Raw genomic sequence first — 15,847 nt, 5'->3', positions numbered from 1 at the left:
CAAGCTACCCCGCACTCTTCACGACCATGAGTTCCCTCGGACGCACCGACAGCAGTTTGAGATTGACCACGACCTCCGTGGTCACCCAGACGGACATCAACCCGACGACTGACACGGAGCCGAAACCGCACGTTTCCAAGTCGGACGGGCAGTCACGTGTGGCCCAACAAGATTTGCTGCAATCCATCAAGGAGCGCCCCATGAAGGGCCGCAAGATCACGGTGGACAACCTGATCAGCAAGGAGGGCATGACCTTCAGCCTCGGGAAGGCAAGCCGCTATGCCAATTTCAAGGACGGGTTTATGCGGGGGATGTTCCGGGTCACGAAACGCCATGCAGCTAGTGATGGAGTCGGCAGTCTGCACCGCAGCGCCATCCGTCTGGCGGACAAGTATGAGAAACAGGTGCAGGCAGGAGCGCCTGAAAGCGCACGCCTGGACACGCTGAAAGAACTGCGCGGGAAGCTGGATGACATGCACACGAAGCTTCACGGCTTCAACCAGGACGAGGAGTTCATCAAGGACCACCCCATCACCAAAACACTCGCGTTTGTGGATGCGGCCATTGCCTCCCACCCGACGGAGCATCTGGCCAAGGGCAAAAAGATGATGACTGAGGACTACCAGGAGCTGATGACCCACAGCGGCAGTCCCAAGAAGAAGCTCAAGCTCCTCACCGAAGCCGAGGACCATCTCCTGACCGCGCAAGAAGGCGGTGTGATGGATGAAGAAGCCGAAGCGCTCCTGGAGAAAGCCCAGGATGAACTGACCCACATGAAGGCGCAGCCCCAGCTCAAGCAGGAGCTGGAAGCCTTCGTCAAAGACAAGGCGAAGAACCTGAACCATGTCCGGACCCGAGTCACCGATCCGCTGCAGGAGGATCGCGACAAGCTGGCCAAGACTCGCCATGATGATGCGGTGTTCAATCAGTTCCTGGAGGACGATAACTTCATGGAGCGTCCCGACCTGAATCGCGAGATCCAGGGCTTTGACAAATCCAAGCTGCGCAAGACAACACCGGAAGAGCGCTCGCACCGCACAGGGCTCGAGTCAGCCCAAAGCTCTGTCCAGTTTGACTCGCTGATTGATGACGTCGGCATGCGCATCAAATCGCCCGAACCTCAGCATCCTGGTGAAATCGTCCACGATCCAGCTATCACGGATCTCACCGCGCGTTCGCTCACGGACAAACGTTTCAATGAGCTGGGCAAAGAGCTGGAGTCAGCGCTCAAGTCCAAAAACCAGAAGAAGATCGATGCTCTGGCCAAGGAACTGGGCGACATCATGGCGCACGATCTCCGCCAGAGTTCCCGTGATGTGCAGCTCGGCTTCACCACCAGCCACGGCAAGGCCCTGAAAAACGATCTTATGCACCAGCTCTCCAGCCAGATCTCGGCTGAGGGTGGCAAGGAACTGGCTGGCAACTACGACGGCGCTCATCCGAGAGTGAAAGCCTTCTTCGACAAGGCCTATGACACGGCCGTCAACAATCTCAGCGACCGCTATGTGGACGCCAACACCGTCCAGATCGACGGTGTGATTTACACCAAAAAGGAACAGATTGGCGAGGGTGGATTTGGCACGGTCCATGCCTACGAGGGCATGAAGGATGGTGAGCTGGTACGCATCGCCGTGAAGTTCCAGAAGACCGACGGCGAAGAAACCACGACTCCCGGACAGGCCTTTGAAGATGCTTGCACGGAAGTGCGCGCTCATCGCCACGCCTCGAAGGGTGATCACCCGAATGTCACCGGTTTCATCGGTGCCATGCGCACACCTACGGGCGGCATGATCGTGGCCATGGAGCTGGCTCCGCATGGAGATGTGGGCGGCATGATGGACAAGGTCCGGACAGCGGAGGACAACGGCGCCATCTCGCATCGCGCGGCATCACTCGTCCGCATCGCCATGCTCAAGGACATGGCCCTGGGTCTCAAGCACGTCCAGGACCAACGCGGCATGACGCATTTCGACCTGAAGCCTGGCAACTACTTCGTCGGCTCCGACGGTCAGGTCTTGCTGGGGGATTTCGGGGTGTCTGTCCTCGGAACCGAGCACGAACTCGACTCCTCGCCCATCGACTCGAACGTGAACAAGTCGCCGGAAGTCTCTGGCGGAATGAGCCGGGTCGCCAAAGAAAGGGAGGACATTGACCGTGCCATCTCCAAGCTGAAAAAGAACCTCGCGGAAGAAGTGCCGACGCTGCCCAAGGACCAGCGCGCCAGCGCCACGGAGACCATTGAGAAAATGATCGCCGACCTGGAGAAGCTCTATGAAGAGGCGAGCTACAAGGCAACCGAGAAGAATGACATGTGGTCGCTCGGCACCGCCGCCTATGAAATGTTCACCGGGCGCGTCTTCATCGACGACATCTCTCCGGGGGAGACTTTTGAAAGCGCGCGCGGGAGGAAGCTGGCTGAATACCGCGGTCCAAGCACGGAAGTGGTCGCCACGCTTGGACGTGACGGTCCGCCTGACCCGACCGGCCAGAAGACGCCGAAGCAGGTAGGTTACGGTGTCAGCTCGGTCGACCGCATGATGAACCGCCTGCTGGAGCCTGATCCGGAAAAACGTGCCAGCATGTCGGAGCTGCTGAGCATGAGTGTTTTCGAGGATCCTGAAATCGACAGTCCGGAAGTGCGGGAACTCATCAAGCTCCTGGCTGATCCGAAAGCCGATCCAGCGAAGATCAAGGAACTCTCAGACAAGCTCAGCATCTGAGTCGTAGAAGTTCACCCACCTCATGGCACGGCCTACCAATCCCTTTGTATTGCACACGCTGTTAGGCATCGTGTGCCTGGCCGTGGTGCTGTTTCTGCTGCCTGAGGGGACGGAACTGTGGCGGAAGGTCTTTGCGGGCATCTTCAGCATCACGCTGGGTTTTCACATGGGCCGCGCCTTGCTGGGAAGCGACTCAGGACCTGCGCGGATCAAGCTCTGGCTGGAGTGCTTGGCCTTTCCCATGCTCATCCTGGCCTTCCTCCGGCTGCCGGAGTGGTCGGGGTGGCTCATGCTGGCCATTGGCATGGCTTGGCGGCTGGTCGTGGCCGGTCTCTTTAAGAAGAAATGAAGCCGCAGCACTGCTGCCTGATCACGGTTCAGAGGGTTTCGCGGCAGCGGCCTTTTTCATTCCCTCAGCGGTGAACTCGTCGGCGGTGAAGGTGACGTCATGCTTGAGCTTGGAGCCATCCAGCTCGGTGGAGGTGCCATTGCGTGAGACGGTGAAGCTGGCAGGCACATGACGGCCTTTGTCATCGGTGACGATACGGCCGGACTCGATGCGGCAGACGACCTGGCCGGAACTGTTGTATTTCTCGATGCGGAGCGGCACGGAGCGGCGCGTGTCCACCCAGGTGCGGACGCTGGCATAGGCGGAGCGCTGGCCTTTGCCGGGCTTGGATTCGAGGATCTGGCAGGTCACGCGGCCGATGGCTTCGGTGCCGGTGATGGCCTGGTTAGGCCAGGCGAAGAAGTTCTCGAGGACATCGGCAGGTGTGAGCTCGCTGTCGAACAGGCCGCTGCTCATCTCGAGGGTTCCGGTTTTATCCGGAGGGGTGAAGGTGGTGGCGCTGCCGGCCTGGCTACCAGACTTCTTCAGGAGCACGGCCTCCCCTGCCCTTTCCTTGGGCCAGAGCACTTGATAGAGCACATCCGCGCTGCCGCCTTCACGGCGCTGCTTGATCTGAAGCTGGAGGGAGGACCGGCCTTGCATGTCCATCTTCAACCTAACCAAGGATGTGCCATCCTGCTGGAGCGCGCTGAGTTTCGCGGCCAGATCAGGTGCTGAGACCTCCTGAGCACCGGCCTGACCGATGGCGAGGAGGATGAGAAGCAGTGGAAGTGAGCGTTTCATAAAGAGTACAGGTTTAGGTTAACCCTGGATGGCGAGCGCGGGGTTTAGGCGCGAGCTGCGCCAGGCTGGATACAGCCCGCTAAACACTCCTACGGCCACGGACATCAGCACGGCCGTGGCAAAAAGAGAGACGCTGAGGTCTGGCTCGAGACGGCCTTCGATTGCGGGGAGCCTTTCCACCACCTTCACACCGACGATGCCGATCACGACTCCGGTGATGCCGCCAAAGAGACCGAGCAGCGCCGACTCCAGCAGGATCATCTTCATGATGCGCACGCGCTTCCAGCCGATCGCGAGGAGGATGCAGATCTCCTGCTTCCGCTCAAACACGGTCATGAGCATGGTGTTCATCACGCCGAGGACGCCGACCACCACGGCGAGCAAGGAGGTGCCCCAGCTCATGGCATTCATCAGGCGAAATGCCTCGCTGTTGGCGATGTGCTCACCGGCGATCAGGGCCTTGGCACCAGGGACGACTTTATTGATCTCCGTGCAGAGTTGGTGCAACGCATCCTCAGACATGCCTGTCTCAGCGCGCACGTCGATGATGTTGATCTTGCCAGCGTTGTCACTGATGGACTGATACAAGGGCAGTGAGAGGATGATGGAGCCGTTCTCGACGAGAGCGCCGCCATCGACAATGCCGACGACTTTGAGTTCTGCGATGTCGATCTGGATGGGATCACCGACTTTCTTTTTCAGCACCTCGGCAGCATTCATGCCGAGAACGACGGCCTCCTCTTTTTCATCGTTGGGCATGCGGCCCTCGACGATCTTCAGATTGTCCCAGGAGAAGCCTTTCCACTCACGAGCGGAGACGATCATCATGGAAGCGTCTTCAACGCTGGTGAGGTCCACGAATAGCTTGCAGGTGCCAGCCACTTTCGGCACGGCAGCCACGCGGTCGCGCACGGCTTCTTCAAAGGGTTTCGGGGCGAGACCTGAGCCGAGATTGTTCACCACGATGTCGGTTCGACGCACCTTCATTCCAGAGTCCCAGCTCTTCACAAAGCCACGGGAGAAGCCCACCAACATGACCACGGCGGCGATGCCGATGGAGATGCCAACCAGCGTGAGGCCGGTGCGGACGGGGCGCCGCATCAGGCCACGTGAGACGATGGTGAGAAAGGTCATTGGGGTGAGGTGGCAGGAACGGAGTTGTTCACGATCAGTCCGTCCTTCATCTGAATAGTTCGTGAGGCCACACGGGCGATGTCAAGATCATGGGTGACCATCACCAGCGTCATCTTTTTCTCCTCGCGCAGGCGGACGATGAGCTCCATGACGCTCTTGGTGTTGGCGCTGTCGAGATTCCCCGTGGGTTCATCCGCCAGCAGCACGGAGGGATTGTTGGCGAGACTGCGGGCGATGGCCACGCGCTGTCTTTCGCCCCCTGAGAGCTTGGATGGGTAATGATTGATGCGGTGCTCGAGTCCGACGAGTTTCAGCAACTCCCGGGCACGATCAGCTCGCTGGCCTAACGGAATGTCTGACTCAAACATGGGCACCTGCACGTTTTCAATGGCAGTGAAGGTGGGCAGCAGGTGGAAGGACTGGAAGATGAAGCCAATCTCACGAGCACGGTAGACGGAGGGATCGGGCATGTCCTTCAAGGATTTGCCACGATAGAGCAGCGTGCCGCTGCTCTGCCAGTCGAGCGCGCCGAGCATCTGTAGCAGCGTGGACTTGCCGCAGCCGCTGGGGCCAATGATGGCGATGAACTCGCCCGCCTTGATCTGCAGGTCGACTCCGCGCAGAGCTTTGACGCTGCCATCATCATACTCCTTCTGGAGCCCCTGGGCCTCATACACGGATTCGTGAGAGACAGCGGACTCGGGGGATGATGGGCTGGTGCTCATGAAGCTGGGGTGGAAGCGTGCCATTGGGCACCCACGCGCGGATTCCGCAGGCTTTTCAGCATGTGAATCACGGCGTGGCTGTAACTCGGAAAGGGCGGATGCTCGTCGGGATGCTTGGGCTGGAGCTTCTCGGCGTGATGCGGAAGCTCGGCATGCGGCAGGCTGACATGCAGATGGTGCACGCCGTGATACGGCTCATGCAGGAGGGTGAAGGAGACGAGACGGCCCATCCAGGTGTCTGCCACTACATTGCGAGTGGCACTGTTCACGGTGCTGCCGGTGAGGCCGACGTGCTCGATGTACTTGCGCCAGGTTTGCAGGTTCGCGGCGATGAAGGCCGGCACGAAGTACATCCACAGGAAATAGCGGCCGATATCAAGATAGAAGACGGCGATGGCGATGAGGCTCCAGACCATGACCATGAGCCAGAGCTCGATCCAGATGCGGCGGCGGATGCGCTTGGCACGGATCGGAGAGCCTTTGCGCAGAAAGGCGCGCAGGAACAGGAGGGGTGTGGTGATCAGGCCGAGAGTGAGTTCGGAGACCGCCGCGAGAATGCGAACCCAGCGCGAAGATTTGGTGTTCGTGAAGGGCCAGAGCTCCTCATCACGCTCGGTGGCGAAGTAGGCATGATGCGTCTGATGAGCGGCCCGGTAGAGGCTGAAGCTCATGAAGCTGAACACGCCTAACAAAATGCCATCAAACTCATTGAAGGTGCGGTTCTGGCGGAGCTGGCCATGCGTGGCCTCGTGCAGCCCGACCGCTGCACCATGCATGAGATGACTGAGGATCAAGACCAGCGGCACCACCACCCAGAAGGTGACGTGATGATACAAGGCCAGACCAAGCAAACCTTGTGTGAGTGCCAGGAGAATGATGACGATCTGGAAGGCCGAGCGGCTGATCCAGTGTGTTTCGACGGGGGGCGAAGCGTTCATTCGGGATTCAGATCAGGAGGCCACAGGGGTGTCCGGTGATGCACATGCTGAGGTGAGGATGGACAGATACTGCGCGTGAAGATGCTCGATCTCGGAGGCTTCAAAACCTTCCTGGCGGAACAGCCAGGCGACTTCCATGGCATCACCTTCTTCTGTGACTTCGCAAGCGAGGTCGAAGCGAGGAGTGCCGGTGGAGTAGATTTTTAGTTTGGCGGAGAAGCCTGCCACGGAGATGTCCGGCATGGGCTGGTTTTGCAGAGCGAAGCGCACCTGATAGATCGGATTGCGTCCGGGGATGCGCGTCGGATTGACGGCACTCACCAGTTCGGCAAACGGCATCACATTGGAGAAGCAATCGACCGTGGTTTGATGCACGGCGCGCAGGCTGTCCGAGAAGGTACGGCTTTCATCCACCTGTCCGCGGATGGGCACCACGCCGGCGAAGTAGCCCATGGTCTCACGCACTTCCTGACGGGTGCGGTTGGCGATGGGTGTGCCGACGACGATGTCAGTCTCACCGGTCCAGCGTGACAGCGTAATCTGGAAGGCGGTGAGCAAGGTGCTGTAAAGCGTGCCACCGGTGCGACGTGCAAGGTCACGCACGGCGACACCGAGCTCCGCTGGAATGTGGAGAGCACGACGCTGCAGGCGATGTGACTCCACAGGAGAAGTGAGACGATTCGCAAAGAGATCCTTGGAACCTTCAAGGTGAGGTTTCCAGAAGGCAGCGCGTTGCGCGAGGAGCGCTGGCTGCCAGGTGGCTCGCTCCGCAGTTCCCCAGGCCATGTAGGACATCGGCACAGGCGGCAGACCATCCTTTACCCCCAGCATGACCTGGACATAAGCGGAGTAGAGATCCTGCACCAGATTACACAGAGTCCAACCGTCTGAGATGGCGTGGTGCATGGCACCGACCAGCACATGGTCGCTCGGCCCGCGCCGCACGACCTCCAGGCGATAGAGAGGCCCTTTCACCAGATCAAAAGGCGTCTCAAAGACTTCCTGCGCCCCTGCGGCAACGTCATCCAGACTCCATGTGGATGGCACATCCCGGAAGCCCATGACGGGCTCGCTTTCCGTCTGCACCATCTGCACGGCCTGGCCTTTGCCAGGAAGGAAGGACAGACGCATGACCTCGTGGCGGTTCACCACGAGCTGCATGGCCGCGCGGCAATCCTTCTCGGTGATGGGTCCTTTGATCTCGATGAGACTGCAGATGGTGTTGGAAGGGTCCGCCACCGGTGCAGGCGAGGCCTCCCACAGCTCGCGCTGTGGGAAGGAGAGCGGATGCAGCGAGGCCTTGCCACTGCTCAGCCACTGTTTCAGCCGCTCACGTCTGTCATCATTCGCCGGGATCGTCATGCGCGAACCTCCGCCTTGGCAGCCTTCTTCGCAAGGTCAGGGCTCTCCTGGGTCGCAGGAGTGTCCACGCCGAGCAATTGATCCAGTTCGTCATCGGAGATGGCATCCAGATCCACGTCATCCGCCGCCGCAGGCTTCACCTCGACAGGTGCTGCCGCAGCAGCCGCAGGCGCGGCGCCCATGTGCTCGGCGATCAGATTGGCGATCTGGCCGATGGTGCGGGCACGCATGAGGCTGGCCGGAGGCAGGGCCACACCGATCGAGCTTTCGATCGAGTTCTCGATCTCCACCGCCATAAGCGAGTCAAGCCCGAGGTCGGTCAGCGGCTGATCCAAACGGAGGCCTTCCGGCTTCACGCGAAGGACGGCACCCACCACATCACACACGGCCTGACCGATGACGGTCACGCGATCCGCAGCCGATGCGGCTTCGATCTTCACGCGCCAGTCGCTCTTGGCACCGCTCGATTCCGGAGCCTCGACTCCAGCGGCGTAGATGTTTTCCAGCAGCGGGCTTTCCTGGCCGCCGCGATAGGCAGCGCGCCACTTGGACCAGTCGGCGCGCAAGGCGACCGCCTGGGTGGCACCGTTGTTCAGGAACTGCTCCACCAGGAACACGACCTCATTCGGATTCAGCGGGATCGTGCCGTGGAGGGCGAGATACTCGGCCACGCGCTCATTACGGGCCACGTAGCCCTGACCACCGAGGGCGCCCCAGTTGATCGCCAAGGCTGGAAGTCCCAGCGTCTGACGGTGATGGGCAAGGGCATCCAGGAAGGCATTCGCGGAAGCATAGTTTGCCTGGGCGAAGTTACCGAAGGTGCTCGCCACCGAGGAGAACATGACAAAGCAATCGAGACTCATGCCCAGAGTTCCTTCATGCAGCAGCCAGGCACCCTGAGCCTTCGGTGCGATGACCTTGATCATGCGCTCACGATTGAGGACAGCCATCGGGGCATCATCGATCACCATGGCGAGGTGGAAGATGCCTTTCAGCGGATGCCCGGCTTTCTTGATCTCGGCGAGCAGGCGCTTCACATCCTCCGGCGAGCCGGAGTCTGCCTTCACCACGAGCGCATCAACACCGCGGTCACGCAGCTTCACCAAAAACTCTTCCGCTTCCGGTGTGGAAGCGCCGCTGCGGCTGCTGAGGACCAGGTTCTTCGCACCGCATTCGACCAGCCACTCGGCGAGGACCCTGCCGAAGCCACCGAAGGCTCCGGTGATCAGGTAAGTGCCGTCCGGCTTGACCTCAAACGCAGGTGTGAGAGGCTCGCCGCGCCTAACCATGAATGGTTCAGGGAAGGAGACGAGCACCTTGCCGGTGTGCTTGCCACCCGCCATCAAACGGAAGGCGGAGTCGATACGGCAGGCCGGGAACGCGCGATAAGGCAGCGGCTTCAAGGCCTTCTTCTCGACGAGATCAGCGACGGTCTCGAGGATCTGGCTGGTCTTCTTCTCACTGCCATTGAAGATGCCGTCCATGGCCACGACGTGGAAGGAGGCGTTCTTGCGCAGCGGCCAGAGCGGAATACGGCTGTTCTGGTAGATGTCACGTTTGCCGATCTCAATGAAGCGACCGAACTCAGCGAGGCAGGAGAGGCCCATCGGGATGGCTTCGGCCGCGAGGGCATTCAGCACCACGTCGACACCCTGACCATCGGTGAGTTCCATCACAGCTTCCGCGAAGTCGCCACGACGTGAGTCGATGACGTGCTTCACACCCAGCGTGGTAAGAAGCGCGCGCTTGGCGGGACTGCCCGCGCTGGCGATGACTTCCGCGCCGAGATGATGAGCGATCTGGATAGCCGCCATACCGACACCGCCGGCACCTGCATGCACGAGCACACGCTCGCCAGGCTGCACATTCGCAACTGTTTTCAGCGCATACCAGGAGGTCATAAAGACCACCGGAATGGTGGCCGCTTCCTCAAAGGACAAACCTTCAGGCATGCGACGCACGTCACCGCCGCGGGCGATGCTTTCGGTCGCAAGACCAAACACCGCGAGGCCAAAGACCTTGTCTCCGGGTTTCACGTGCGTGACCGCCGAGCCGACGGACTTCACGATGCCGCCGACCTCGTCACCGAAGATGCGGGCATCCGCCGTTTCGGCAGGATAGAGGGCCAGTGCCTTCAGCACGTCACGGAAGTTCATGCCAGCGGCTTTCACTTCGAGAATCACCTCACCTGGGCCACAAGGCGGCGAGACGTAAGGTGTGAAGCGCAGGGAGTCGAGGAGACCACGCTCGCGGGACTCCAGACGGAGGGCGACATCGCGGCCCAGGACCTGTTCACGCGGCTGGAGACCACGACTCATGCGGCGCACATAGCGGGCCTCGCCACGGAAGGCGACTTCGCGCTCGGGATCCTGCTGGAGCAGTTCGTTCCAGATGATGCCATTGTCCGCCGAAGAGGCTGCAGGCGGCAGGTCAATGCTGCGGCAGGCAAAGTTGTTATGCTCGTTCGCAATGACGCGCATCAGACCGATGGACGGTGCCTGGGCGAGAGCGATCTTGTGATCACGGCCGACAGGCTGGGCGGCGCGGGTGACCACATCCAGATTCAGCTTGGCAGCAGGTGGAAGGGCGACCTCAAGGGCACGAGTGAGGTTGAACAAGGCATCGGTGCCAAGCATTTCATCAGCCGGGTTCGACTCGTCCAGGCTCCAGAGGTAGACGATGCGCTCAGGCAGCTCCTCCGCGCATTCCTGCAGCAGAAGGGTCCAGTCTTCCGGCACGTCCGCGCGGACGGTGAAGGAGTCTCCCTCATCCGAGGTGTATTCCTTGCCACGGCGCGCGATGCGGCAGCGAGCACCACTAAGGCGGAGCTGGATGGCGAGGTTTTCGCCAAGGTCTGCGCTATCCGCGAGCACGAGCCAGGATTTCTGGGCGGGAGCTTCAACAGCCTCCGTAGATGCCTTGGCCGGCTCTGACCACTCCTTGCGGGCCATGAGACCGATGAGGCTTTCGCCACCATGCGTGCGGGTCAGGCCTGCGAGGGATGCAGTCTCGCTGAATCCGCTCTCAGCGAGGACTTGCTCCCACTGCTGACGTTCAAGCAACGGATGATGCGGACGCAATTCGCGATCCGTGAATTTCCACCAACCACTGGTTAGGCCGAAGACAGCGTTCAACCAAAGGTGAGGGCTGCCGACATCGACAAACAGCAGGCTGCCGCCTGGCACGAGGAGCTCATGGATATGACCCAGCGAGCGCTTCACATCACTGACCGCATGGATGACGTTCGTGCCGAGGATGATGTCGAATGAGCCTGGTTCAAAGCCCTGCTCCGCACCGCTCTTCTCGAGGTCATAGACCTGATAGTCGACTTCTGGATAGGAGGCGAGCTTCTGCCTGGCCGTGGGGAAGAAGGAGGCGGAGACGTCACTGAAGACATAGGTATGCAGACCGCGCTCCAGCAACGGCACGACCTGCGAGGCAAGGCCGCCTGTGCCTGAGCCGATCTCCAGAATGCGGAGACCACGACCTTCAGGGAGCTTCCGGCCAGCCTCCACCACCGCAGCGGCGATGGCACCGAGCCATGGGCTGGTCACAGGACCGTCGCCGTAGAACTGCTCCAGCAAGTCAGCGCCGCCCGTGGTGAACAGAGCCTGGATAGCTTCCTTCTCACCGCGCATGATCGGCCCGAGTTCCGCACAGGTGGCACCGCAAAGCATGGCCTCGGGCAAGTGACCGGGATACTTGTTGATGCTGTCACCGAGAAGCTGCGCGATGGAGTTAGCACGCTGGGTGAAGCGCGGGGTTGTTGCGTAGCCTTCCTCTTCCCGGGTCAGCAGACCTTCCTTCACCAGATTGTCCATCAACTGGACAAAGGAACGGCGCATGGACTGGGAGACACCCAGCGACTGGGCGGTGAATTTGCCTTCCGCTCCCATGCTGCGCAGACCATTGGCGATCTGGGCCTCGGTCAATTCATCGCCGGCAGAGCTTGCCGCATTCAGTTTCTCGCGACCGCGCATGTCGAACACTTCGTCGAGCGCCTTCTGTGCAACTTCCCGCAGTTGTGTGAGCGGCACAGGTGCAGGCGAAGCCACGGCCTTGCCCGTCGGACGGTTTTCCCAGGCGACGTGGTAGGTGATGTCACGGCCTTTGCCACCCTTGCCGGTGCGCTTGGCACCTTCCACGCTGATCGCGCGGAAGCCATCGACACGCACGCAAGGCTTGCCGCTCTCGTCGTAGATGTCGATGCAACCATCGATCAACTCATCATTGGCCTGACGCACACGGGCACTCACCAAACCGGAGGCACCCGGAGTGCGCAGGAAGAGGATGCGGTCAAAACGGACAGGCAGACGGAGGCCAGCGGTGCGGCTTTCCACCGTGGCAGCGCCTGCGGAGAAGACCTGCAGCGCGCCGTCAAAGAGCACAGGATGCAGCGGATACTCACCGGCGCGAGGCGCAACCGCCTTGCCCAAGGACACACGGCCCGAAGATTTGCCCTCTTCAGCGGAGAGCTCGCGGATCGGACGGAACTCCTCGCCGTAGCGCAGGCCCATGTCAGACATGTGGGCGTAGAATTCATCCACCGGAACATTGGCCAGCTTCGAGGCTTCCCAGGTCGAGGTTCCAAAGGAGGACTCGGTGCGCTCACCGCGCATGCTGCCGACCACGTGAGTGGACCAGGAAGCCCCCGAGCCCATGCGGCTCTGGATGGAGAAGGTGCGCTCGGTCGGATCATAGGTCAGCTCCATGAGCACACCTGTCGGTGGATCAGGAAGGATGAGCGGCTTGCGAATCTCGAAGTCCTCCACGGCAAAGGCCTTGCCCTCGAAGAGCTGCACACCGGCCTCGAGGATCATGTCCACAAAGCCTGCGGCGGGGAAGATGATCATGTTTTCCACGCGGTGATCGCGAAGGAACGCCATGTGGCGGTTGTCCAGACGTGTCATCCAGGTCGGCACGGCGCGTGCGAGACGGATGTCCAGCAAGCCACGTCCGCCAGCAGCGAGGCGGCCTTCGGACATGTCCTGAGACTCATTCCACCAGCGGGACTTGTTCCAGGCATAGGTAGGAAGAGCCAGATGACGACGTGAAGGAGTCATCGACTTGAAGTCAAGCACCACACCGGCGAGATGCAGATCGATGGCGGTATCGAGCAGGGACTCGTGCTCGCGCTCACGACGTGCGGAAGCGAGCACGGAAGGCTTGCTGCCCTTGCCTTCGAGACACTCCTGAATGGAACGGACAAGCGCGGGATGCGCGCCGATCTCAAGCCAGACATCTGTGCCGAACTCAGCGACAGCCGCGATGGCGGAGGAGAACTCCACCGGCTGGCGCACACCGCTGGACCAATGTCCGGCAACGCAGGCGGCGCCTTCATGGCGCTTGCCAGTGACGGTGCTGAAGAACGGAATCTTTTCCGCACTTGGTGTTAGGTCTTTGAGAGCCTCATGCAGCGCATCGGCCGCAGGCTGCATCATGGCATGATGGAAGGGATGGCTCACCTGCAGGAAGCGGGCGAAGACGCCTTTGGCTTCCAGTTCGTCTGCGATCAGCTTCAGCGAGGTCTTCAAGCCTGACAGCGTGAGCGAGCGCGGACCATTGAAGGCGGCGATGCTGACGGTGCGATCATGCTTGGTGATGATGGCCTGCGCCTCTTCAGGGCTCATGCCGACAGCGAGCATGCCGCCGCCGTCTGCATGGCACTCATCCATGAAACGTCCGCGCAGGACGATGATCTTCGCGGCCTGTTCCAAGGTGAGGATGCCAGCAACGCAGGCTGCGGCGACTTCACCGACGCTGTGACCGACCACAGCTTCAGGCTGGATGCCCCAGGACTGCCAGAGAGCCGCAAGGCCCATCTGCATGGCGAAGATGGCAGGCTGCGAGACTTCCGTCTGCTGCATGCGTGTCTCGGAATCTGGACGGTTCAGTTCATCGATGAGCGAGAACCGTGCAAAGGGACGCATGGCGGCGTCACAGGCCTCGATCATGCTTTTGAAGACCGGCTCATTGCGCATGAGCTCGAGGCCCATGCCCTGCCATTGCGGGCCCTGGCCGCTCATGACAAAGACAGTGCGCATGGCCTTTTCACCACGCGGGGTGAATGAGCTGCGCATGCGCGGTCCAGGCTCGCCCTTGGCGTAGGCGCTGAGTTCCTGCACGGCCTCTCCCAGCGAGCTGGCGGTGAAGGCGAGGCGATACGAATGATGGTTACGCCGTGCACCGAGCATGTAGGTGACATCCGGCATGAGCGGCGAGCTGCCATTCAACTTTGAGTGATCGTCCAGCCAGGAGCTGAGCTGCGAGGCATAGGCGCGCAGGGCTTCTTCAGAACGTGCGGAGAGCACCAGCGGCCAGGCGCGGTTTGTCTCGACAACGGCATGAGAGCGCGACGTCTTCTTGGGTGCCTCGGCGAGGACCACGTGGGCATTCGAGCCACCGAAACCGAAGGAGTTCACACCCGCCATGCGGACGGGATACTTGGCCGGGAAATCTTCATTCCCCATGGAGACCTTCAGCTTCAGAGCTTCGAAATCGATGTGCGGATTCGGATTCTCAAAATGCAGGTTGGCAGGGATGCGGCCATGCTTGAGCACGAGGGCGGCTTTCACCAAACCGGCGACACCCGAGGCTGTCTCCAGATGGCCGAGGTTTGTCTTCACCGAGCCGACGCTGAGGGGTTCCGCGCGGCCTTCGCAAAGAGCTTCGGCGAGTGCATGAGCCTCGATAGGGTCACCGACGGCAGTGCCGGTGCCGTGGGCCTCGACATAGCCGATCTCGGATGGCTTGATGCCAGCGACGGCACAAGCCTCACGCACGAGGCGGGCCTGGGCTTCACCGCTAGGCAGAGAGATACCGGTGGTGTGACCATCGGAGTTCACGGCGGAACCTTTGACCACGGCGTGAATGGGGTCTCCATCCGCGATGGCATCCGAGAGCCTCTTCAAGAGCACCATGCCGGCGCCCTCACCACGGACGAAGCCGTTCGCGGAGGCATCGAAGACCTTGCACTTGCCTTCCGGGGAGAGCATGCCGGCCTGCGAGAAGCCGATGAAGCCGTCCGGAGTGATCATGATGGTCACACCACCGGCGAGCGCCGTTTTGCAGCGGCCACCGAGCAGGTGTTCGCAAGCGACATGGACGGCGGTCAGGGCGGAGGAGCAGGCCGTGTCCATGGCGATGGAGGGGCCGCTGAGGTTCAGGCAGTAAGAAATGCGGTTTGCCGCGATGCTGTGCGCGCTGCCGGTAGGGGTGTGGGAGCTGATGCCCACACGGTCTGTGGCGGTGTGCTGGAGGCCCTGGTAGTCGTTGTGCGAGATGCCAACGAACACGCCCATGTCCGTGCCTTTTTCGAGGTCGAGCACGATGCCGGCGTCTTCGATGGCCTCATAAGCAGTCTCCAATAGGATACGCTGCTGGGGGTCGATGTAAGGGGCCTCACGGGGAGAGATGCCGAAAAACTGGGGGTCAAACTGGTCGATGCCCTCGATGAAGCCGCCCTTCTTGGCGATGGATTTGCCGACGATGCCTGGCTCAGCATCGTAGAAGCGCTCGACGTTCCAGCGGTCGGCAGGAACATCGACGACAGCGTCACGCCCCTCTTCCAGGAGCTTCCAAAAAGCGTCGACGTTATTGATTCCACCCGGGAAACGACAACCGATTCCGATGATCGCTACCCCTTCTTGATCATTAGCGGGAGTGGAAGAAACAGGGGACGGGGACTGATGAGCGGGATGAACAGAATTGGACATGTCGAAGAGGGGTACGTAACCATAGCCTTTTGTGGATATGGGGTGAAACCCTACCGACGTATCAGGTCCCCAGGGAAAAGTCACCCTGAAAGGAGGGTCGGGAGGTCGATTTTTGGGTCAG

The 15,847-nt window shown here is 60.9% G+C and carries 8 protein-coding genes; 2 read left to right on the top strand and 6 right to left on the bottom strand.

Annotated features, from left to right (window positions below):
• Positions 1 to 26: 26 nt before the first annotated feature.
• A complete protein-coding gene (locus BGE01nite_RS14885; protein WP_146851275.1) occupies positions 27 to 2,720 on the top strand; it encodes a protein kinase domain-containing protein in 2,694 nt (897 codons plus the stop codon).
• A 22-nt stretch (positions 2,721 to 2,742) separates the two neighbouring features.
• Entirely contained in the window at positions 2,743 to 3,069 is a 327-nt protein-coding gene (locus BGE01nite_RS14880) for a hypothetical protein (RefSeq protein WP_146851274.1), read from the top strand.
• Between the two features lie 21 nt (positions 3,070 to 3,090).
• On the opposite strand, the gene BGE01nite_RS14875 is transcribed toward BGE01nite_RS14880, so the two are convergent.
• Genes BGE01nite_RS14875 through BGE01nite_RS14850 form a run of 6 tightly spaced genes read right to left on the bottom strand, consistent with a single transcriptional unit; the run spans position 3,091 to position 15,726 of the window.
• Complete coding sequence (locus BGE01nite_RS14875; RefSeq protein WP_146851273.1) at positions 3,091 to 3,852, bottom strand: outer membrane lipoprotein-sorting protein; 762 nt, start codon at positions 3,850 to 3,852, stop codon at positions 3,091 to 3,093.
• Positions 3,853 to 3,870: 18 nt separating this feature from the next.
• Entirely contained in the window at positions 3,871 to 4,986 is a 1,116-nt protein-coding gene (locus BGE01nite_RS14870; protein ID WP_146851272.1) for an ABC transporter permease, read from the bottom strand.
• Positions 4,983 to 5,735, bottom strand: coding sequence for an ABC transporter ATP-binding protein (locus BGE01nite_RS14865; protein ID WP_246145730.1), 753 nt, complete (start codon positions 5,733 to 5,735; stop codon positions 4,983 to 4,985). Before BGE01nite_RS14865 ends, BGE01nite_RS14870 begins: the two co-directional genes overlap by 4 nt.
• Positions 5,708 to 6,649 (bottom strand): fatty acid desaturase family protein, encoded by a 942-nt coding sequence (locus tag BGE01nite_RS14860; protein WP_146851270.1) that lies wholly within the window; start codon positions 6,647 to 6,649, stop codon positions 5,708 to 5,710. The genes BGE01nite_RS14865 and BGE01nite_RS14860 overlap by 28 nt, the downstream gene beginning before the upstream one ends.
• Positions 6,650 to 6,661: 12 nt before the next feature.
• On the bottom strand, positions 6,662 to 8,011 hold the full coding sequence (locus tag BGE01nite_RS14855) for a condensation domain-containing protein (protein ID WP_146851269.1): 1,350 nt from the start codon (positions 8,009 to 8,011) through the stop codon (positions 6,662 to 6,664).
• The gene (locus BGE01nite_RS14850; protein ID WP_146851268.1) at positions 8,008 to 15,726 is read right to left on the bottom strand and encodes a type I polyketide synthase; all 7,719 of its coding nucleotides are present in this window, start codon (positions 15,724 to 15,726) and stop codon (positions 8,008 to 8,010) included. The genes BGE01nite_RS14855 and BGE01nite_RS14850 overlap by 4 nt, the downstream gene beginning before the upstream one ends.
• Positions 15,727 to 15,847 lie beyond the last annotated feature (121 nt).

Origin of the sequence: Prosthecobacter gellanilyticus, from assembly GCF_007992435.1 — a bacterium.
In the GTDB taxonomy this organism is placed as follows: Bacteria; Verrucomicrobiota; Verrucomicrobiia; order Verrucomicrobiales; family Verrucomicrobiaceae; genus Prosthecobacter; species Prosthecobacter gellanilyticus.
This window is presented reverse-complemented; position numbering and strand designations above follow the sequence as displayed.

Coding starts and splice junctions, on each gene's coding strand:
- BGE01nite_RS14885 (WP_146851275.1), top strand. CDS start 27: ATGAGTTCCCTCGGACGCACCGACAGCAGTTTGAGATTGACCACGACC.
- BGE01nite_RS14880 (WP_146851274.1), top strand. CDS start 2,743: ATGGCACGGCCTACCAATCCCTTTGTATTGCACACGCTGTTAGGCATC.
- BGE01nite_RS14875 (WP_146851273.1), bottom strand. CDS start 3,852: ATGAAACGCTCACTTCCACTGCTTCTCATCCTCCTCGCCATCGGTCAG.
- BGE01nite_RS14870 (WP_146851272.1), bottom strand. CDS start 4,986: ATGACCTTTCTCACCATCGTCTCACGTGGCCTGATGCGGCGCCCCGTC.
- BGE01nite_RS14865 (WP_246145730.1), bottom strand. CDS start 5,735: ATGGCACGCTTCCACCCCAGCTTCATGAGCACCAGCCCATCATCCCCC.
- BGE01nite_RS14860 (WP_146851270.1), bottom strand. CDS start 6,649: ATGAACGCTTCGCCCCCCGTCGAAACACACTGGATCAGCCGCTCGGCC.
- BGE01nite_RS14855 (WP_146851269.1), bottom strand. CDS start 8,011: ATGACGATCCCGGCGAATGATGACAGACGTGAGCGGCTGAAACAGTGG.
- BGE01nite_RS14850 (WP_146851268.1), bottom strand. CDS start 15,726: ATGTCCAATTCTGTTCATCCCGCTCATCAGTCCCCGTCCCCTGTTTCT.